Source organism: Burkholderia puraquae, from assembly GCF_002099195.1.
Classification (GTDB): Bacteria; Pseudomonadota; Gammaproteobacteria; order Burkholderiales; family Burkholderiaceae; genus Burkholderia; species Burkholderia puraquae.
This window is the reverse complement of record NZ_NBYX01000001.1, coordinates 425,552-444,470: the sequence shown is the minus strand read 5'-3', so window position 1 is coordinate 444,470 and position 18,919 is coordinate 425,552. Positions and strand designations below refer to the sequence as shown.

General features: G+C 67.0%; 22 protein-coding genes, 1 pseudogene and 1 riboswitch. Of the genes and pseudogenes, 9 read left to right on the top strand and 14 right to left on the bottom strand.

Translation table 11 applies throughout. The features are described 5' to 3' along the window. Positions 1–7: 7 nt before the first annotated feature. From B7G54_RS02020 to B7G54_RS02010, 3 genes are read right to left on the bottom strand one after another with little or no spacing between them, the layout of a single operon-like run. On the bottom strand, positions 8–1,000 hold the full coding sequence (locus B7G54_RS02020) for an NADP-dependent oxidoreductase (RefSeq protein ID WP_085037937.1): 993 nt from the start codon (positions 998–1,000) through the stop codon (positions 8–10). 44 nt (positions 1,001–1,044) lie between these two features. Next, a complete protein-coding gene (locus B7G54_RS02015; RefSeq protein WP_085037518.1) occupies positions 1,045–1,677 on the bottom strand; it encodes a Dabb family protein in 633 nt (210 codons plus the stop codon). Then, positions 1,667–2,011, bottom strand: a complete 345-nt coding sequence (locus B7G54_RS02010; protein WP_085037517.1) for a hypothetical protein — start codon at positions 2,009–2,011, stop codon at positions 1,667–1,669. Before B7G54_RS02010 ends, B7G54_RS02015 begins: the two co-directional genes overlap by 11 nt. 167 nt (positions 2,012–2,178) lie before the next feature. On the opposite strand from B7G54_RS02010, the gene B7G54_RS02005 reads away from it, so the two are divergent. From B7G54_RS02005 to B7G54_RS40180, 6 genes are all read left to right on the top strand, one after another. After that, complete coding sequence (locus B7G54_RS02005; RefSeq protein ID WP_085037516.1) at positions 2,179–3,237, top strand: helix-turn-helix transcriptional regulator; 1,059 nt, start codon at positions 2,179–2,181, stop codon at positions 3,235–3,237. Positions 3,238–3,326: 89 nt separating this feature from the next. Continuing rightward, a riboswitch (cobalamin riboswitch) is annotated at positions 3,327–3,519 on the top strand. Positions 3,520–3,610: 91 nt separating this feature from the next. Next, positions 3,611–3,778, top strand: coding sequence for a hypothetical protein (locus B7G54_RS38900; RefSeq protein WP_165765532.1), 168 nt, complete (start codon positions 3,611–3,613; stop codon positions 3,776–3,778). A gap of 82 nt (positions 3,779–3,860) precedes the next feature. Beyond that, positions 3,861–5,789 (top strand): TonB-dependent receptor domain-containing protein, encoded by a 1,929-nt coding sequence (locus B7G54_RS02000; protein ID WP_085037515.1) that lies wholly within the window; start codon positions 3,861–3,863, stop codon positions 5,787–5,789. Positions 5,790–6,025: 236 nt separating this feature from the next. Next, on the top strand, positions 6,026–6,595 hold the full coding sequence (locus B7G54_RS01995; RefSeq protein WP_085037936.1) for a YdeI/OmpD-associated family protein: 570 nt from the start codon (positions 6,026–6,028) through the stop codon (positions 6,593–6,595). Between the two features lie 383 nt (positions 6,596–6,978). Continuing rightward, on the top strand, positions 6,979–7,824 hold the full coding sequence (locus B7G54_RS01990; RefSeq protein WP_085037514.1) for a GNAT family N-acetyltransferase: 846 nt from the start codon (positions 6,979–6,981) through the stop codon (positions 7,822–7,824). Positions 7,825–7,835: 11 nt separating this feature from the next. Further along, on the top strand, positions 7,836–8,036 hold the full coding sequence (locus B7G54_RS40180; RefSeq protein ID WP_425266446.1) for an alpha/beta hydrolase fold domain-containing protein: 201 nt from the start codon (positions 7,836–7,838) through the stop codon (positions 8,034–8,036). On the opposite strand, the gene B7G54_RS01985 is transcribed toward B7G54_RS40180, so the two are convergent. Further along, on the bottom strand, positions 8,029–8,661 hold the full coding sequence (locus B7G54_RS01985) for a LysE family translocator (RefSeq protein ID WP_085037513.1): 633 nt from the start codon (positions 8,659–8,661) through the stop codon (positions 8,029–8,031). The genes B7G54_RS40180 and B7G54_RS01985 overlap by 8 nt on opposite strands. A gap of 116 nt (positions 8,662–8,777) precedes the next feature. On the opposite strand from B7G54_RS01985, the gene B7G54_RS01980 reads away from it, so the two are divergent. Further along, complete coding sequence (locus tag B7G54_RS01980) at positions 8,778–9,239, top strand: Lrp/AsnC family transcriptional regulator (RefSeq protein WP_085037512.1); 462 nt, start codon at positions 8,778–8,780, stop codon at positions 9,237–9,239. 122 nt (positions 9,240–9,361) lie between these two features. Here B7G54_RS01980 and B7G54_RS01975 read toward each other — a convergent pair whose 3' ends face one another. Further along, the gene (locus B7G54_RS01975) at positions 9,362–10,594 is read right to left on the bottom strand and encodes a collagen-like triple helix repeat-containing protein (RefSeq protein WP_085037511.1); all 1,233 of its coding nucleotides are present in this window, start codon (positions 10,592–10,594) and stop codon (positions 9,362–9,364) included. A gap of 312 nt (positions 10,595–10,906) precedes the next feature. On the opposite strand from B7G54_RS01975, the pseudogene B7G54_RS01970 reads away from it, so the two are divergent. Then, positions 10,907–11,360 (top strand): annotated as a pseudogene (locus B7G54_RS01970) (cupin domain-containing protein). Between the two features lie 94 nt (positions 11,361–11,454). On the opposite strand, the gene B7G54_RS01965 reads toward B7G54_RS01970, so the two are convergent. The 9 genes from B7G54_RS01965 to B7G54_RS01925 all read right to left on the bottom strand — a co-directional run bounded on the left by B7G54_RS01965 (position 11,455) and on the right by B7G54_RS01925 (position 17,951). Next, positions 11,455–12,246 (bottom strand): DUF2182 domain-containing protein, encoded by a 792-nt coding sequence (locus tag B7G54_RS01965; RefSeq protein WP_085037510.1) that lies wholly within the window; start codon positions 12,244–12,246, stop codon positions 11,455–11,457. After that, positions 12,243–12,887, bottom strand: coding sequence for a DUF1326 domain-containing protein (locus B7G54_RS01960; RefSeq protein WP_085037509.1), 645 nt, complete (start codon positions 12,885–12,887; stop codon positions 12,243–12,245). Before B7G54_RS01960 ends, B7G54_RS01965 begins: the two co-directional genes overlap by 4 nt. 190 nt (positions 12,888–13,077) lie before the next feature. Beyond that, on the bottom strand, positions 13,078–13,377 hold the full coding sequence (locus tag B7G54_RS01955; protein WP_085037508.1) for a hypothetical protein: 300 nt from the start codon (positions 13,375–13,377) through the stop codon (positions 13,078–13,080). 257 nt (positions 13,378–13,634) lie between these two features. Beyond that, positions 13,635–13,883, bottom strand: a complete 249-nt coding sequence (locus B7G54_RS01950) for a hypothetical protein (protein ID WP_085037507.1) — start codon at positions 13,881–13,883, stop codon at positions 13,635–13,637. Positions 13,884–13,978: 95 nt separating this feature from the next. Continuing rightward, the gene (locus B7G54_RS01945) at positions 13,979–14,506 is read right to left on the bottom strand and encodes an acyltransferase (protein ID WP_085037506.1); all 528 of its coding nucleotides are present in this window, start codon (positions 14,504–14,506) and stop codon (positions 13,979–13,981) included. Positions 14,507–14,509: 3 nt separating this feature from the next. Further along, the gene (locus B7G54_RS01940; RefSeq protein ID WP_085037505.1) at positions 14,510–15,454 is read right to left on the bottom strand and encodes an electron transfer flavoprotein subunit alpha/FixB family protein; all 945 of its coding nucleotides are present in this window, start codon (positions 15,452–15,454) and stop codon (positions 14,510–14,512) included. 16 nt (positions 15,455–15,470) lie between these two features. Next, positions 15,471–16,220 carry an electron transfer flavoprotein subunit beta/FixA family protein gene (locus B7G54_RS01935; RefSeq protein ID WP_085037504.1) on the bottom strand — a complete coding sequence of 250 codons (750 nt, stop codon included), beginning with the start codon at positions 16,218–16,220 and terminating at the stop codon, positions 15,471–15,473. 38 nt (positions 16,221–16,258) lie between these two features. Then, the gene (locus tag B7G54_RS01930) at positions 16,259–17,047 is read right to left on the bottom strand and encodes an SDR family NAD(P)-dependent oxidoreductase (protein ID WP_085037503.1); all 789 of its coding nucleotides are present in this window, start codon (positions 17,045–17,047) and stop codon (positions 16,259–16,261) included. A gap of 67 nt (positions 17,048–17,114) precedes the next feature. After that, the gene (locus B7G54_RS01925; RefSeq protein WP_085037502.1) at positions 17,115–17,951 is read right to left on the bottom strand and encodes an alpha/beta fold hydrolase; all 837 of its coding nucleotides are present in this window, start codon (positions 17,949–17,951) and stop codon (positions 17,115–17,117) included. Positions 17,952–18,089: 138 nt separating this feature from the next. Between B7G54_RS01925 and B7G54_RS01920 the strand changes: the two genes are divergently transcribed. After that, a complete protein-coding gene (locus tag B7G54_RS01920) occupies positions 18,090–18,869 on the top strand; it encodes an SDR family oxidoreductase (RefSeq protein WP_085037501.1) in 780 nt (259 codons plus the stop codon). Positions 18,870–18,919: the final 50 nt, after the last annotated feature.

Sequence of the window (18,919 nt, the reverse complement as noted above, 5' to 3'; positions counted from 1 at the left end):
GGGCCGCTCAGCCGGCGATATCCGCAACATGAAGCACCAGCTTCGTTTGCGCCTCGCCCGTTTGAACGAGATCGAGTGCGCGGGCCGCCTGTTCGAGCGGGAAACGGTCGAAACGCGGCACGCGCAGCGCGCGCCTTTCGAGTTGCCCCGCGATCCGGCCGAGCGTGCCGCCGCTCGGCATCCGGCTATAGGTCATCGCGGTGCGCAGGCCGCGCCGTGCGGCTTCGGCGGCCGTCGCAGCCAGCCGCTCCGCATCGCCGGCCGCGAGCGTCATGATGTTCACCAGCGTGCCGCCCGGTGCCAGCAGGTCGAGCGCATCGGGCAGCGTGTCGCCGCCGACCGCGTCGAGCACGAGGTCGGCGCCGCCCGGCGCCCATGCGAGCAACGCCGCGGCGATGTCTTGCGCGCGATAGTCGATGCTTGCCGCCGCGCCCAGCGATTCGACCGTCTCGCGGTTGCGCGCCGAGCACGTCGCCGCGACGCGCGCGCCGGCCTGCACCGCAAGCTGGATCGCGAACGTGCCGACCGCGCCCGCGCCGCCGTGCACCAGCACGACCTGGCCCGCCTGCAGCCCGCCGTCGTCGAACAGGCCGGCCCATGCGGCGAGCGCAGGCGTCGGCACCGTAGCGGCTTCCGCCAGGCTCACCACGTCGGGCACGCGCACGACCGAGTCGTGGCGCACCGCCACGTATTCCGCAAACGCGCCCCAGCGCCCCGCGCCGACGTCGGTCTGCGCGAACACGCGCATGCCGGGTGCGAAACCGTCGACGCCTTCGCCGACCGCTTCGACCACGCCCGCCGCGTCGAAGCCGATCACGAACGGAAACGTGTATTGGATGAATGCGCCGAGGTAGCCTTCGCGGCATTTCCAGTCGGCAGGATTGACGCCCGCGTAGGCAACGCGGATCAGCACGTCGCCGGGGCCCGGCATCGGTGCCGGCACATCGGCCATCCGTAATGCGTCGGAATGACCGACGCGGTCGATCAACAGGGCTCGCATCTTCATGTCTCCAGGGTAGTTGTCCACTTGATGGGTGCTGCGCGTCACGCCGCCGTATCGGCCAGCAGGCTCGACGCCAGCGGACAGAACGCATGCGAGATCGCGTCGACCGTCCAGTCGGGGCTTTCGGCATCGAACCGGCGGTCGACCCAGCCCCAGTGATACGGATGCATCAGGTATTCGCCGAGCAGATCGCCGACGTGCGCGAATTCCTGTTGCCACACGTGTGTCCACGTGCCTGACGTCACGATCCGGCTCAGGCGCCAGTTGCGGATGCGGGGCATGAATGCGGGCATCTGCAGCAGTTCGCGTTCGAGCGCGGCGATCTGTGCTGCGCTGGCCTGCGGCCGCACGCGCAGCATCAGCGTGCGCCACACGCCGTCGCGCAGCGCCGGTTCGCGCAGGCCGCCGCCGATCGCACGGCACCTGGCGCCGTCGATGCGCTCGATGCCCGGCAGTTGCGCCAATGCGGCGAAATCCGCCGTGCCTTCGGCCGCCGACTCGTCGCGCAGCACGTCGAGCGTGTAATCGCCCGCGCCCCAGCTGCCGTCCAGATTGCGTGCCAATGCCACGCGTTTCGCACCAGCCAGCGCGTGCGCGGCCTCGTGCATTGCAGGTTCGATCGCGCCTGCGTTGCAATCCGCCGCCACGAATACCTGTGCCGTGTCATGCCGCACGGTCGACCTCCGTCAGCGCGGGCAGCGGCGCATCGGCGTCCGTCATCACATGCCGGCGGCGCACGTCGCACAACGCGTCGACGGCGATCCAGAAGCCGACCACGCCGGCATCCGTCAACGCGCGCATCCGGTAGTAGGCCGGCGCATCCGCCACCTGCCAGGTCAGCCACAGCGTGCTCGGCTGCCCCGGCACCGCGACGGGCGGCGACACCCAGCGGCCGGCCGCCGTCAGCCCGCGTGCCGCATGGCCCGGCAGGTAACGGTCGCGCAGCAGTGCAAGCACGTCGGGAATGCGCTCGGGCGCGAGCGTGATTTCGTCTACGATCTGGATCATTCGCGTGTCGTCCGTGGTCGTTCGTGACAGGGATGCGCGGCCGGCCTACGCCGTTCCGGCGAGGCCGAAGGCGGTCGGCGTGGATAGCATTCTTGCGTGGCGACGGTTCGCAGACCCCTACCGGCCCGCTCACCGGCCCCTGTCACAACGATCAGATCGGGAGACTCATGAAACAGCGCGCCCTGCCGGCCCGCGGTCGCGTCCTGCCGGGCCTCGGCGCGCGCCTGCTGAGCGAACTCACGCGCAGCGGCGCGCCGCCGGCCGACCGCGATGCGCCGCCACCGCAACCGGCGACGACGCCGGGCGATTTCGTCGCGCTGTACCGCGACGCAATCGAACGCCTCGAGGCGCAGGTCGCGCGCGGCGACGGCCACCCGCCGATGCGCAAACGCGAAGTCGACCTGATGTGCCGCTGCCTGTCGAGTTGTGCGACGCTCGCCGACGCGATCCGCTGTGCGCGCGAATTCTGCGAGATGCTGACGCCGCGCGCCGGCGCGCTGTCGCTCGCGGTGCGAGACAGGCGCGCGACGTTCCGGATGGATTCGCTGCGCCGTACGCGCAGTCCGGCCGCGTGCCTCGTCGACCTGACGGGGTTGTTCTGCTATCTGCAGCTGTTCGGCTGGCTGATCGGGCAGCCGTTGCGGCCGACCGGCGTGTGGCTCGGCCATCCGCGCCGCGACGACGCGATGCCGCTGCTCGGGCTCTTCAATGCGCCGGTCGAGGTCGGCCGCAAAACCTACGGCTTCGCCTTCGATGCGGCACGGCTCGATTGCCGCGTCATCCGGCAGCCGGCCGAGCTCGACGCGTTTCTCGTCGATTTTCCGTTTCGCCTGATCGATGCGGCGCCGGCCGTCGTGTCGTGGGCGCAGCAGGTGCGCGGCTTTCTCGAGGCAGCGCTCGCGCACGAGCAGGCGTTGCCGGCGCTCGCCGAGCTGGCTGCGTGGCTCGGTGTCAGCGAGGCAACGTTGCGGCGCCGGCTGGTGGCCGAACGCACCGGTTATCACGCGCTGCGGGAGCAGTGTCTGGCCGAGGTCGCGCAACGCTGGCTGCGCGAGTCGGACTGGCCGGTCGCGCGAATTGCCGCGCATCTCGGGTTCGGCGGCGAGGAGGCATTTCGCCGCGCGTTCGTCAGATGGACAGGCGTCGCGCCGAGCCGGTTCAGGCGCAATTGCATGGCAGCGAACCCGTCCGTTTCGTCAGACATGAAATGCAGTGCCGACGCATGAAAGAAAGGATTTCGAAAGTTTTTGCGCGTCGATGACGTTTTTTCGCATCCCTGCGCAGCCGGACAATTGACGCGCCGGAGCGCACGCCATTACCCTTGCGCGCTGATGGTTCCCAGGGATGGGATCAAAAGGGAACGCAGGAGAGGCCGCGCCTCGAATCTGCGGCTGCCCCCGCAACTGTGAGCGGCGAATCCGTGCCACTGCATGCCACTGGGAAACCGGGAAGGCCGGCACGAATGACGACCCGCGAGCCAGGAGACCTGCCATCGACCCGAGGTCCAAGCAGCCGCACCGGGCGGGGTGTCCCGGAGCGCCAGGCACCGCCGTTGGCGGTCGCCCGTTGCATGGACGGCCCGACCTCAGGATCCGCCCGATGTCCACTGTTACCGCATCCACTTGCGCACTGGAAGCGTCGCGCCGGCACGCCGCCGGCATGCACGGCCCGCCCGCACACGCGTGCCGCTTCATATCGATCGCGTCCGCCGGCATGCGCCGCGCCGACGCCCGCGGCGACAGCCCGCTCGACCCGGTCGCACGATAACCCGATCACCGATAACAAGACCGGCGCTGCCGCCGCCCGTTCACGATCCACGCATGCGCAGCCCGACGACAACGACAGCCTCATGAAGATTCGACACCTCCTCGCCACGTCCGCCACGACCGCGCTCCTCTCGCCCCTCGCCCACGCCGCCGGCGACACTGCGGCCTCGCAACCGGCTCCGGCCGCCGCCGGCACCGACCTGCCGACGATCAACGTAACCGACACGCGTCGGCTGCCCGAATCGTTCGACCAGCGCTATGCGACGACCCAGGTGCTCACGCGCACCGATCTCGACCGGCTGTCGCCGAGCGACCCGAGCATCACGCAAGCGCTCGCGACGCTGCCCGGCGTGACCGTCTCGCAGAACGGCGGCCCCGGTTCGTCCGCGTCGGTCAGCATCCGCGGCTCGTCGGCAAGCCAGGTCGCCGTGTTCATCGACGGCATCCGGATCGGCTCGCCGACCACCGGCATCGCGCCGTGGGCCGACCTGCCGACCGAAGCGTTCGAGCGTGTGGAAGTAATTTCGGGGCCGGCCGCCGCATCGTTCGGCGCCAATGCGATGGGCGGCGTCGTGCAACTCTTCACGCGCCGCGCGGCCAACCAGCCGAACCAGACGACCGTGTCGTTCGGCGGCGGGTCGAACAAGACGTTCGACACGCAGCTCCGCACATCGGGCACGGTGCCGTCGACCGGGCCGCTCGCCGCGCTCGGCGGGCTCACCTACTCGCTTGGTCTGCACTCCTACAATACGGCCGGCATCGATTCAACGCGGCCCGTGTTGCCGTACCACGAGGACGGCCGCAACCCGTACCACGCGCAGGATCTCGATGCACGCCTCGGCTACGCGCGCGACAACTGGTCGGTCTCGACGTTCGCGCTGTATCACCGGTCCGATCTGTCCTACGACAATCGCGGCTATGCGAACCGCCAGCTCGATCATCAGCTGACGACCGGTATCGCGTTCCACCTCGACATCACGCCGGACACGCAGTTCGACCAGTCCTTCGGCTATTCGAACGATCGCCAGTTTCTCTATGCGAGCGACCCGACCATCCCGACCGACCGGATCGATTCGCAGCGCATCAGCACGTCGACGTCGTTGACGCATCAGGAGCGCGGGTTCCAGCTGTTCGGGCTGCCGCTGTCGGGAGAGACCAAGCTCGCGTACGACTTCACGCGTGAGCAGGCCTTCCTGCCGGTCGACAATCCGGGCGGCGTGCCGACGCGTAACGACTCCGCGTTCTCGCTGCATCAGTCGGCGACGCTCGGCAGCGTGACGATGTTCGTCGCGGGGCGTCACGAAATCATCGCCGGGAAGTCGGTCAATACGGGCAACGCGGCGCTGTCCTGGGCGATCACGCCGGTGTATACGGCGCGCGTGTCGTACGGCAATGCATTCAAGCTGCCGTCGTTCAACGATCTGTATTACCCCGGCTACGGCAATCCGAATCTCAGCCCGGAACGCAATACGTCGGTCGAGGCTGCGGTCGATGCGAACACGTCGTACGGCACGTTCACGGCCGCGATCTACGACACGCGGGTCACCAACCTGATCGCGTACAACCCCGCGACGTTCTCGCCGATGAACATCGGTCGCGCGCATATTCGCGGCATCGACCTGTCGTACAAGGGGACGATCGGCCGCTCGACGCCGGTGAGCCTCGCGGTCGGGATCCTGAATCCGCAGGACGAGACCAACGACTCGTGGCTCAACCGCCGGCCGCGCCAGACGGTCAGCCTCAACATCGATCACACGTGGGATGAACTGCACCTGCATGCATTGAGCACGGGTGCGTCGTTGCTCTACGGCGGCACGACGTTCGACGATCCGGCGAACTCGACCTATCTGCCTTCGTACCTGACGGTGGGCCTGCGTGCGTCGTACCGGATCAATTCGCACCTGACGGTGTCGGCGACGGTGTCGAATCTGTTCGATCGGCAGTACATGACCGCGTATGGATACAACACGCTGGGACGGACGGCGTTCGGGAAGGTGAGCTATACGTTCTGACGGCCGACCGGGAGGCCCTGGCGCGGTGTGCGGCGAGGCCTTTCATCGGAAAGCCGTGCCCTGGCCCTGCGCCGCCGGACTGTTGAAACGGGGGACTCCGCCCCAAACCAGCCGACGGGCGCATGACCATCGAGCGGCCGGCCTTCGGTCGCACCACGGACGTTGCCGTCGGCATCAACGCTGTTAGACTGCGGACGCCGTCCCCGCACATGTACGCCACCATTCAGGACAGTGACATGACCGAATGCGTTCTCACATTTGCCAGTCAGATCGAATGGGAAAGCTGGTTAGGGCAAAACGGCAGCACTTCGACCGAAGCATGGCTGCGTCTGGCGAAAAAAGGCACAGGGCAGCGAACCGTCACCTACGATCAGGCGTTGGAAAGCGCCCTCTGCTACGGCTGGATCGATGGTCAAAAGCGGGCTGAAAGCGAGCAATACTGGTTACAGCGCTTCACTCCGCGCTCCGCAAAAAGCATCTGGTCCAAACTCAACAAAGACAGGGCTGAAGCGCTGATCGCGGCAGGCAGAATGCGCCCGCCCGGCTTGTACGAAATCGAGAAGGCCCGGAAGGACGGCCGCTGGAAGGCTGCTTATACGTCGGCCAGCAACTCGACCGTGCCGGACGACCTGCAGGCGGCTTTGGACGCCAATCCGGGAGCCAGGAAGTTCTTCGCAACCCTGAACGGCCGTAACCGTTATGCGATCCTGTTTCGGATACAGAATGCCAAAAAGCCGGAAACGAGGGCGCGCAAGATCGGGGAATTCATCGACATGCTGAACCGCGGCGAAACCTTCCATCCATAGATATTTCGCTGACGGAGCATGTGCCAAACGCGGGCCTGTAACCTGCCATGGCTGCTTCGGCTCGGCGGCCGTCAAGCGCGGGACACGCCCGAGGGGTGCTTACCAGCCGATACGAGTCAATTGCGGTGCGCCTCGGGCCGGAACAATCGCGCGCCCTTCCCTCACAAACTTCGAACACGCGCCGAGCGCAACCACGCCATCCGCTTCGACCGACCGCGTGTCCATTCATTGAAAGCACGGCGTGACCACCTCACGCTCATACCGGCTCTTGGGATTATGATGGCCCAATCGGGCGCCACCGAACTGCCTGCCCGCGCTTCCCAGATGCATCGACCGCAACGTAACGCAACGCGCCATCCTGAGCGCAGCGACCGGGGTGAACCATGGATCAAGGCGGAGACTTCATCGTACGCACCATGTCGGCCGGCGAGGTGGCCATGTCGGTCGAATGGGCGGCTGCGGAAGGCTGGAACCCCGGCCTGCACGATCCCTCCTGTTTCAGGGAGGCGGACCCGGCCGGGTTCTTCGTCGGCATCTGGCGCGGCGAGCCGGTCGCGTGCCTCGCCGCTGTCGCCTACGGCGAACGCTTTGGCTTCATCGGCCTCTACATCGTGAAACCCGGGTTTCGCGGCCAAGGCTTCGGCATGCGAATCTGGCAGCACGGCATGCGTTACCTTGCCGATCGCAACATCGGGCTCGATGGTGTCGTGGCGCAGCAGGCAAACTATCGGAAGTCGGGATTCAAGCTCGCGTACCGCAACATCCGCTATGCGGGGCGCGTGGACGGCATCGGGTGCGCGCACGTGGCGGCAGCGGCCGACGTGCCGTTCGAGCAGTTGCTCGCCTACGATCGCGCGTGCTTTCCCGCGGCGCGCGATCGGTTCGTCTCCGCGTGGATCGCGCAGCCGGATGCCGTTGCGCTCGCAACGGTCGACGATGGCCGTGTCGCCGGATATGGTGTCGTGCGCCGCTGCAGGACCGGCTGCAAGATCGGCCCGCTCTTCGCCGATGACGCAGGCGTTGCCACCGGGCTGTTTCGCGCGCTGGCAGCGCGCATGCCCGGCGAGATCATCGTGCTCGACGTGCCGGAAACGAACGCTGCGGCCGTCGCGCTGGCCGAACGGCACGGCATGACGCGCATCTTCGAAACCGCACGGATGTACACGAACGATGCCCCGGCGATTGCGATCGATCGCGTGTTCGGGGTGACGTCGTTCGAGTTGGGGTGATCGTCCCCCCAATGACGCATCGGAACAACCGGCACGCACGAAAGCCCGCTGGTTCTCGGCGGCGGCGCCGCTGCCGCGCCGGCGCGCAGATGCAGGCCGACCGGCTCGGCATTCGATGCTACGGCGTCGACTATCGCCTGCCGCCCGAACACCCGTATCCAACTGCGCTCGACGGTCGCAACGCCATGCGCGCGACGCATCGATCTAGATGACGCCGCTCACGCCTGCGACCACCTGAATCACGCCGAATACCGCGATGACCGCAGCCGACACGCGCGACAGCCCGTGCATGAACGCGAACGACACCCTCGTGCGCAGCGCGGCAGTCGTACCGCTCAGGCACAGCCACCACGTCGCGGAGCCGATGAACACACCGGCGACCATCAGCGCCACGGCCGGCCACATCGCGCCCTCCCGCGCCCCCGACAGCGGGCCGAGCGCCGCAAAAATCCCGACGAACGACAGGATCGTCATCGGGTTCGACAGCGTCAGGCCGAATGTTGTCAGGAAATCGCGCAGGACGGTCGTGCGAGGCAGATCGCGTTGCGCCGTCGGCGCGGCCGGCGCCTGGCGCGCGATGCTCCACGCCAGCCACACGAGGAACGCGCCGCCACCGATTTTCAGGCCGACGGTCAGCATCGGGAACGCCGTGACGATACCCGCGATGCCGAGCGCACCGAGCAGGCCATAGATCGCATCGGCGCACGCGGCGCCGACGCCCGTCGCGAAACCCGCCCGAAAACCGCGGCTCAGGCTGCGCTGAATGCACAGCATGCCGATCGGCCCGACCGGCACCGCGATCGACAGCCCCATCACGACGGACTTGATGAACAGCATCGCCTGCTCCTTGCGACATGTAACGAGTGGAACAGGCATCGTAGGGAAAGTCCGGTCATCGCTAAAGGCAGCTTTTAAGGAAAAATGGCCGCTCCACCTTAAAAAATACCGCCGCAATGGACGATCTGGACTGGAAGATACTGGCGCTGTTGCAGGCCAACGGCCGCATCAGCTATACGGAGCTGGCGCGCCAGGTGCACCTGTCGGTGCCGGCGGTGACGGAGCGCGTGAAGCGCCTTGAGGCGGCCGGCGTCGTCGAAGGCTACACGGCCCGGATCAATCCTGCCGCGGCCGGCTATCCGGTCAGCGCGCTGATCGGCATCACGGTGCCGCAACCGGCAAAAGCAAAATTCCTCCGGTTGCTGGAGACGATTCCCGAAGTCGTCGAATGCCATCACGTGACGGGGGCGGACTCGTATGTCATGCGACTCGTCGCGATCGGCATGACCCATCTCGAACAGTTGATCGAACGCATCAACCTGTACGGCGAAACGCGCACGTCGATCGTGATGTCGACGCCGCTGCCCGCACGCGGGTTGGCGCGGCCGCCGTCGCAGCGCGACGTCATCCGCGATTGACGCAGCGAGAAGCCCCGTTCGACCCGCTTCGCGCCGGAAACCATCGAGGAATCAGGGTCGGCGGTAACCGGAGGCCAGTTTTCGTTTGGCCGGTTACCGCCACGACGATCGGAGCCGATCGACTACTTGCCGGCCAAGCCGCCAAGCAGGCCGCCCACCAGCCCCGTAACGGGCGCGAGCGGATTGGACAGCCCCCCCAGCGGCGAGCCGCCGCCCGTGCCGGTTGCGGAACCGTTGTGGACGGCCGCCGGCATGCCGCCGACCACGCTCGTCACCAGGCCCGCGACCGGCACCGCGCCGTTCGCACCGCTCGGGTTCACGAGGCCGCCCGCATTGGTCACGGTGTTGCCGACCGCGCGAACGAGTTCGCCGACGCCACTGACCAGCGGCTGGGGCGACGTGGACGTCACCTTCCATCCCGCCGACGTGATCGCGCCGCCGATCTGCCCGAGCAGGCCCGCGACGGGCTGCCCGAGGCCGGACGCCGTGCCGACCTGCTGCGTGACCTGGCCGACGGTCGTGACGAGCGGCGTGATCGCCGTGCTGATCGCCTGCGTCGCCTGCTGGACCGGGCCCGACGAAAGCGCCGAGCCGAGCATGGTGCCGCCCGTCTTGATGCCACCGGCCACGGTGTCGAGCAGGCCGCCGACCGGCGTCGTGAGCGGCGCCAACGGCGACAGCGGGCCGGCGCCGAGCGCCTTCACGGTGTCGCTGAGGCCGGTGACCGGGTTGCTGGTCGAAGCGACGATGGAGCCAAGCCCGGCGACCGTCGTGCCGACGGGGTTCGCCGTAAAGCCGATCTGGCCGATGCCGTTGCTCACGGCGTTCGTCGTGTCGCGGATGATCGTGCCCGCGCCGGTGACCGAGTTGCCGAGGCCGGTGGTCACGCCCTTGCTCACTCCCGGCGGGCTCATGCTGCTGATCGTGACGCCGGCGTCCATGACGACCGCGCCGACGGAGCTGATGATGCCGTTCGTGCCGGGGGTACCGCTGGTTCCGCTCGTGCCGCCGATTCCGCTCGTGCCGCTTGTGCCGCTTGTGCCGCTTGTGCCACTCGTGCCGCTSGTTCCACTCGTGCCRCTGGTTCCACTCGTGCCACTGGTTCCGCTCGTACCGCTGGTTCCACTCGTGCCACTGGTTCCGCTCGTACCGCTSGTTCCGCTCGTGCCRCTGGTTCCGCTCGTGCCACTGGTTCCACTCGTGCCGCTCGTTCCGCTAGTCCCACTCGTACTCGTTCCGATGTTGTTACCGCCCGGCTTCGGCGCCGTGACATCGCTGCCGCCACATGCAGCCAGTGCACAAGCCGCGGCAATGGCGGCAAGCGCAACGTTCGTCTTGATGAAATGATTTTGCATGGAAGCCCCCGTTCGCTTTTCAGCTCAATCATCCCGACAAGCATCTATCGTGCCATTGCGATCGGCATCAACGACGGCTTCACACCCACGCCGGACCGCCGCGCCCCAACGGCCGTCCGGGGCGCGACACATGGCATCCGGGCTCGCCTCCACAGCGGCGATCAAGCCTTGCGTCCCGGGTAACGCGTGCGTAACACGGGCCCTGCGTTACGTAGCATCGCGCGGCGAAAGACGCCGACCTGCCCCTGTCGCCGCCCCCATCATGCATACTCGCCGCGCCACTGGCGCCCCGATTCCCGGAAAGGACAGACGATGCATACCCCGCGTGAAGTGCTGAAAGCCGCCGACATCGCGGCAATGGAACCGGAACATTCCGTCCATCCGTTGAACGAGAATGCCGTACGCCTGAAGCGGTCGCTTGGCGACGCGACCGGGCTGACGCAACTCGGCTTCCACCTGATGACCTTGATGCCCGGACACGAGTCCACCGAATACCACCGGCATCGCTACGCGGAGGAATGCGTCTATATCCTTTCGGGAACCGGCGAAGCAATCATCGATGGCCAAACCCATGCGATCGGCGCGGGGGACTTCATGGGATTTCCGCGCGGCGGCAGCGCGCATACGATGCTCACTGCCGCTGGTCTATCTCGTGGCGGGCGACCGGCCGGAACACGACGTGTGCGACTATCCGAAGCTCGGCAAGCGGCTGTACAAGGCCGGAGCCGACAAGGTCTTCGTGGATCTCGGCACCGGCCCTGCGTGATGCGCGCCTCGTTCGATGCAAGAGCGGCCGCAGCCGGACATCACCCGGCACACGGCGATTCCGCGCGTTCGCACGGGCTGGCCATTACGGGCCGTCACACGATCAACGTCACACCGGCCCACGCAATCAGCACGACACCCAGCACACGCCCGACACGTTCGCCGCCGGGCAGGATCTTCTCCGCAAACACGAAGAACGACAGCGCGGCGATCCACACGACATTCATCACGCCGCCGACGAACAGCAGCGCCATCAGCAGCCAGCAGCAGCCCACGCAATACATGCCGTGCCGCGCGCCGAGCAGGAAACTGCCGGCGACGCCCGGACGCCAGTGCGCAACCAGGAACCCGGCCGGCGCCCGGCATTGCCGAAGGCACGCGCGTTTCAGCGACGAGAATTGATAGAGCCCGGCGAGCGCCAGCACGATCGCGGAAAGGATGGCGCTCTTCGACCACAGCATCAACGCGGAGATCAGCCCGGCCGGCTGCAGCATCGCCTGAAGCAGCGCCGCGCCGATCGAGAAGGCGAGCCACGCGGCCAGGTAGCCGGCCAGCAGCGACATCGACGTGAACGCGGAACCGGCCCCGCCCGCGCCGTGCTGCCGCAGCACCCGCCGGTACAGCATCAAGAGCGGCGCCGCGCTGGGTGTCATCATCGCGATCATCATCACCCACCACATCACGATCACGGTGGGCAGCGACGGATCCATGCTGCCCATGGCGCCCTTCAGGCGATGCGGAAAGAGCGCAACGGCGGTCATCTCCAGCGCCGACATGCCGGTTCCCGCGCCCGTCCAAAGATAGAACCAGCACAGTCCGACGAGCCCCGCGATGCCGAGCAGCGTGACGACGCGCTCGCGCCCGAGCCAGGGGTCGACGGGAGTCATGCCGCGACGCGATGCCTGACCACCCCGTGGTTGTTCAGGTGCAGCCGCGCGAACTGCGCATAGCTGCCGTCGAGGGTCAGCGGAATGTGGCCTTGCGAGCGCGACGTGCCCGAGCCGATTTCGGCCAGCTCGTATTCGAAACCGTGCGGCAGGTCGATCCGCGCACGATGCTCGGCGCCCGTCACCGGATTGAGGATGGGATCGCCCGCGACGTCGAATACGCCGTCGACGTGAATCCGGCCGCGCCGGGCATCGACGTCGACATCGAAATCGATCTTCGCGAAGATCGGATCGAACGCGTGCTCGAGCGTCGCGGCGTATACCGAGAACATCGTCGCAAACGGATCGGTATCCTGACCAGTCATGATCTTCAGCACCGCCTCGCGCTGTGCCGGGCTGGCGCGCTCGTCGACGATCGGCTGGCACCGGCCCCGGCCCTCGTGGACCGCCCCCGGCCACTCGAACACGACCGCGATCCTGACGCCGTCGAGCACCACGTCGCCGTAGTGGCCGCTGTCGATCGAAATCGCCCCCATCGCGGCGCAATTGCCGTTGGTCGGCAGCGCATTGAACTGGCACGGACAACCGTATGAACAATTGCAATTCATCAATTCGGTGCCCTGAATCTCCCACGGCGTCATGGCTCCACCTCGCGCTCGGCGACACAAGAATGTTTCGAATCTAGTGCACGGCACCGGGGAAATCAAAGCCGTCATGGCGGCCCGAATCGACGCATGAAAACCGTCTGTCACGCACGCGCGGAAGACGTTTCGACATGCTCGAGCAAGAGCGCACCGGCGGGCGCCGGCTCATGCGCATCCTGCACGGATCTCACACGACCAGCGACGCGACGATCGCGCACCATAACGCGCTCGCGCCGCACAGAAACACGCGCCGCGCGACGAACATCCGCGACTCGTCGTCGGGTGTCTTCATCGGCGATGTCGCGAGAAACGGCACGCTGACGAGGCACGCGAACCCGGCCAGCGCCGGCAGGATCACGATGTAGTCGCCGAACCGCCACGGCAGCGGCTCGTGCCAACCCCAGTAGCCGAGAAACAGCATGCCCATCGAAAACATCGTCGCGGCGGCCGAACTGAGCGCGACGACCGATCCCGTCGGAAATTGCATGGGAGCCTCCCCTCGCGCAGCGTGCGCGACGCCGGATCATTATCCCGGCACGGGAGGAAAAAGCACAACGACAGCCGATGGCGGAGGATCGATGGCGAGACGCGTGCCGGTGTCTGCGCCGGCCAATGCCCCGACGGTCGACCGGATCCCGAACCTGTTGGCCGGCTGCCCCTGCGGTGCAGGAGATCCCGGCGACGCTTCCCGGATGATCGTTGTCACGGATTGACAGCGATCGATTTCGCGTCGCCGCCCAACCGTCAACCCGGCTTCTTCGCGGCCTGCACGACGGAAATCCAGCCCACCACCGCCGCGGCGACCCAGCAACAGGCGATCATCAGATCGAGATCCATCCAGCCTTCGAAATTCGTGCTGTTTTCGAAACTGCAGCGCTGATGGCCCCTGACCCACACGCAGCCGCTGATGAACTGCTGGATGTGCATGTAAACGCTGTAGACGGCAAAAGCCGACGCAATGACTGTAAGCCGAAAACGGACGTTCTTTTTCATGTGACGCGGATGCCGGTGGAAAAGCCTGTGCCGATCTTACGGCAACGGCAACCTGCCCGGCAATCCGTCGCATCCTGGGGCGCCCGGATGCCTGCTCACCCGTCGACCTGCCTGATCGTTCTCAGGCAGTCCGCCGCCAGCTGCTGATAGATCCGCGTGCCGTTCGCCTTCGCGTCGATCTCCGCGCCGCTCAGCCGCCGCACGACGCGCCCCGGCATGCCTGCGAGCAGCACGCCGCGCGGCACGGCGTAGCCGGCCTTCACGAACGCGCACGCAGCGACGATCGTCGTGGCGCCGATCGTCGCGCCGTCCATCACGACCGCATTCATCCCGATCATCGTGTCGGGTTCGAGCGTCGCGCCATGCACGATCGCGCCGTGGCCGACGTGGCTGTTGACGCCGAGCCGGCACGTCTCGCCGATCCCGACGTGCAGCACGCAGCCGTCCTGCACGTTGCTGCCGTCTTCGACGACGATCGCGCCGAAGTCGCCGCGCAGGCTCGCATGCGGGCCGATGTAGCAGCGCGCGCCGATCGCCACGTCGCCGATCACGACCGCGCTCGGATCGACATACGCGGACGGATCGACGCGCGGCCGCATCCCGTTGAATTCGAACAACGGCATCGGTCAGAGCGCCGCGGCCGCTTCCGGCACGAGCGTGAACAGGTCGCCGACGATACCGTAGTCGGCCACGCTGAAGATCGGCGCTTCCGGATCCTTGTTGATCGCGACGATCACCTTCGAATCCTTCATGCCGGCCAGGTGCTGAATTGCGCCCGAGATGCCGACTGCGATATACAGCTGCGGTGCGACGATCTTGCCGGTCTGGCCGACCTGGTAGTCATTCGGCACGAAGCCTGCGTCGACCGCCGCGCGCGAAGCGCCCAGTGCTGCGTTCAGCTTGTCGGCCAGCGGTTCCAGCACCTTCGTGTAGTTCTCGCCGCTGCCGAGACCACGGCCGCCTGACACGATGATCTTCGCGCTGGTGAGTTCCGGACGGTCCAGCTTCGTCACTTCACGGCTCACGAATTGCGACTTGCCTGCGTCGGCTGCCGCTTCGATCTTCTCGACCGCCGCGCTGCCGCCTTCGGCCGCGACCGGATCGAACGCCGTCGCACGCACCGTGATCACCTTGACCTGGTCACTCGACTGCACCGTCGCGATCGCGTTGCCCGCGTAGATCGGGCGCTCGAACGTATCGGCCGACACAACCGCCGTGATCTCGGAGATCTGTGCGACATCCAGCTTCGCGGCGATGCGCGGCGCGAGGTTCTTGCCGTAGGCCGTGGCCGGCGCAACGATGTGCGAGTAGCCGTTCGCGACGTTCATCACCGTCGCTTCGACGTTCTCGGCCAGACCGTCAGCCAGCTGCGGCGCATCGGCCAGCAGCACCTTCGACACACCGGCGATCTTCGCCGCTGCATCGGCCGCTGCCTGCGCGTCATGTCCTGCGACGAGCACATGAACGTCGCCGCCGCCCGCAGCCTTGAGCGCCTGTGCGGCAGCGACGGCATTCAGCGTCACGGCCTTGATCGACGCGTTGCCGTGTTCCGCCATCACCAGAATCGTCATTTCTTTCCGCTCCCTCTTACAGCACCTTGGCTTCGGTCTTCAGTTTCCCGACCAGCGTCTGCACGTCCGGCACCTTCATGCCGGCTGCGCGCTTCGGCGGCTCGACCACCTTCAGCGTCTTCAGGCGCGGCGTCACCTCCACGCCGAGGTCGTCGGGTTTCACGATTTCCAGCGGCTTTTTCTTCGCCTTCATGATGTTCGGCAGCGTCACGTAGCGCGGCTCGTTCAGGCGCAGGTCGGCGGTGACGACTGCGGGCAGTTGAAGCGACAGCGTTTCCGCGCCGCCGTCGACTTCACGTGCGACCGTTGCCTTACCGTCGGCCACCGTCACCTTCGATGCAAACGTCGCCTGCGGCAGACCTGCCAGCGCAGCCAGCATCTGGCCCGTCTGGTTCGAATCGTCGTCGATGGCCTGCTTGCCGAGGATCACCAGTTGCGGCTGTTCCTTGTCGACCAGCGCCTTCAGGATCTTCGCGACGGCCAGCGGCTCGACGCCTTCATTCGCTTCGACGAGGATCGCGCGATCCGCGCCGATCGCCAGCGCCGTACGCAGCGTTTCCTGCGCCTGCGCAACGCCGACCGACACCGCGATCACTTCGGTCACGACGCCGGCCTCCTTCAACCGTACGGCTTCTTCCACCGCGATCTCGTCGAACGGGTTCATCGACATCTTCACGTTCGCGATGTCGACGCCCGTCCGGTCGGATTTCACGCCGACCTTCACGTTTGCGTCGACCACGCGTTTTACCGCCACGAGCGCTTTCAACTGCCTGTCTCCTGTTCCATTGCGTGCGCCGCGCCGCGTCAGCGCGCCGTAAACCCGCCGTCGATCACAAGCTCCGCCCCCGTCACGTAGCGGCCTGCCGGCGACACGAGATACAGGATCCCGGCTGCGATGTCGCGCGGGCTGCCGATCTTCGCCATCGGCACGTTGGTCTGCATGTACTCGAATGCACGATCGGGGTCCTGCCCCATCTGGCGGAACGCGTCCTCGAGCATCGGCGTGCGGATATAGCCGGGATGCACCGAGTTCGCCCGGATGTTCTTCGCCGCGTACAGCATCGCGTCGACCTTCGCCATCATCCGTACCGCCGCCTTCGACGCGTGATACGCGGGCACGTCGGGCCCGCCGACGATCCCGTACATCGACGACAGGTTCACGATCGAGCCGCCGCCGGCCGCGTCGATATGCGGAATCGCGGCACGCGTGCACAGGAACACGCCGTTCACGTTCACGTCCTGCACGCGCTGCCATTGCGCAAGCGTGAGCTCGTGCGTCGGCACGTTGTGGCCTTCGATGCCCGCGTTGTTCACGAGCACGTCGAGGCGCCCGAAGCGCGCGACGATCTCGCCGAACACGCGCGCCACATCGGCCTCGTGCGTCACGTCGAGCGACCAGAACGCGGCCTGGCCGCCCTGCCCGCGGATTTCCTCGACCAGTGCTTGCGCCGGTTGCGACAGCACGTCGAGAATCGCGACGCTCGCGCCGGCGGCAGCCAGCGTGCGCGCCGTCTCCGCACCGATGCCGCGCGCGCCGCCGGTAATCGCGGCCACCTTGCCGCGCAGGTCGAACAGGTCTTCGATGAGTTTCATGTCGTCTCCATGGTTTTGTTCGGACGGGCCCGCCCGCATCGGGGCCGGCCTTCAAGGGCATCCGGCGTTATCGCGTATTCCGCGTCGCCAGAAAATCGAGGCATTCCCGATTGAAATAGCCGGCGTGTTCCACCATCACCCAGTGGCCGCAACGGTTCAGCAGCACGAAGCGTGCGTCGCGGCAGCGTTCGAGGAATTTCAGTGCGCCGCCGACCGGATTGAAGCGGTCGTCCGTGCCCCAGAAACCGAGCAGCGGGCTGCGCAGGTCGCCGAGCGCGTCGGTCAGGTTCGGCACGCTCATCGTCGACAGCACTTCGGTCGGCTGTTCGACGCATACCTTCATCCGCTCCGCGACAAGCGCGTCGGTGACGATCGCCGGGTCGTGCACGAGCAGCGTCAGCAATTCGCGCATCGTGTCGTCATTCATCTGGCGATTGGTGAACAGCTTCACCATCCGCTGGATGCCTTCCATCCGGAAATAAGTGTCGCGATCCTCGACACCGCCAGGCGCCATCATGATCAGCCTGTCGACTTCTTCCGGATAGTCGAGCGCGTACTTGAGTGCGATCGCGCCGCCGAGCGAGTTGCCGAGCAGCACGGCGGGTCCGATTCCGAGCGCGTTCAGTTGCGCATGCAGCGCGCCGACGAAGAAATCGAGCGTATAGGCGACGTCGGACGGCTTCGACGACTGCCCGTAACCAGGCAGGTCGACGACGATCGCGCGATAGCCGGCCGCCGCGAAGGCGGGCACGTTGTGCTTGAAGTTGCTGAAGCCGCTGGCGCCCGGGCCGCTACCGTGGATGAACACCACGGGCCGGCCTTCACCCGCCTCGTAGTGGTGCAGGCGCAGGCCGCCCGGCACGTCGGTGAAGATGCCGGCCGGCGGCGTCGTGGGGATCGTCATCGCGGGTTGTCTCCTTCGTCGTTCGATGGATGCCTGCCACGATGATTGCGCTGCCGGCGCCGGCCGGCATCATCCTTTCAGACTACGAAGCCGCGCGCGCTTGTTCCTATCATCGGCCCACCGAAACGGAGGCTGACGATGAACGGATTCGACTACAGCGGCAAGACGGTGCTCGTAACGGGCGGCACCAAGGGCATCGGGCGGCGCATCGCCGAACGGTTTCTCTCGGCGGGAGCGCGCGTGTTCGTCTGCGGACGCAGCGTGCCCGACACGCCGCCTTCGGCCGGCGGCCGCACGGCGGCGTTCGTCGCGGCCGACCTGCGCGACATCGAACAGGTCGACGCGATGCTCGCGACGATCCGCGCTGCGGCGGGCGGCCTCGACGTGCTCGTCAACAACGCGGGCGGCTCGCCGTTCGCGCTCGCGGCCGATGCGTCGCCGCGCTTCACCGAATCGATCGTGCGGCTGAACCTGATCGCGCCGCTGCAGCTCGCGCAGCGCGTGAACGCGATCATGCAACCGCAGCCCGAAGGCGGCGTGATGCTGTTCATCGCGAGCGTCAGCGCGTCGCGGCCATCGCCCGGCACGGCCGCGTATGGCGCCGCGAAAGCGGGCCTCGTCAACGCGGTCACGTCGCTCGCGGTCGAGTGGGCGCCGCGCGTGCGCGTGTGCGCGATCAGCCCGAGCCTCGTGCAGACGGAATCGGCCACCGAAGGCCACTACGGCGACGACGATGCGCTCGACGCCATCCGCGCGACGATTCCCGCCGGACGGCTCGCGACACCCGACGACGTCGCGTCCGCGTGCCTGTTCCTCGCATCGCCCGACGCGTCGTACACGTCGGGCGCGAACCTGCGGCTCGACGGCGGCGGCGAACGGCCCGCGTTCCTGTCGGCGGCGCAGGCGGCCGCGCGCTGATGCGCGCATGGCAACCGGCGCGGCACGAATCGTTGCCAGTCCTAGGGAAG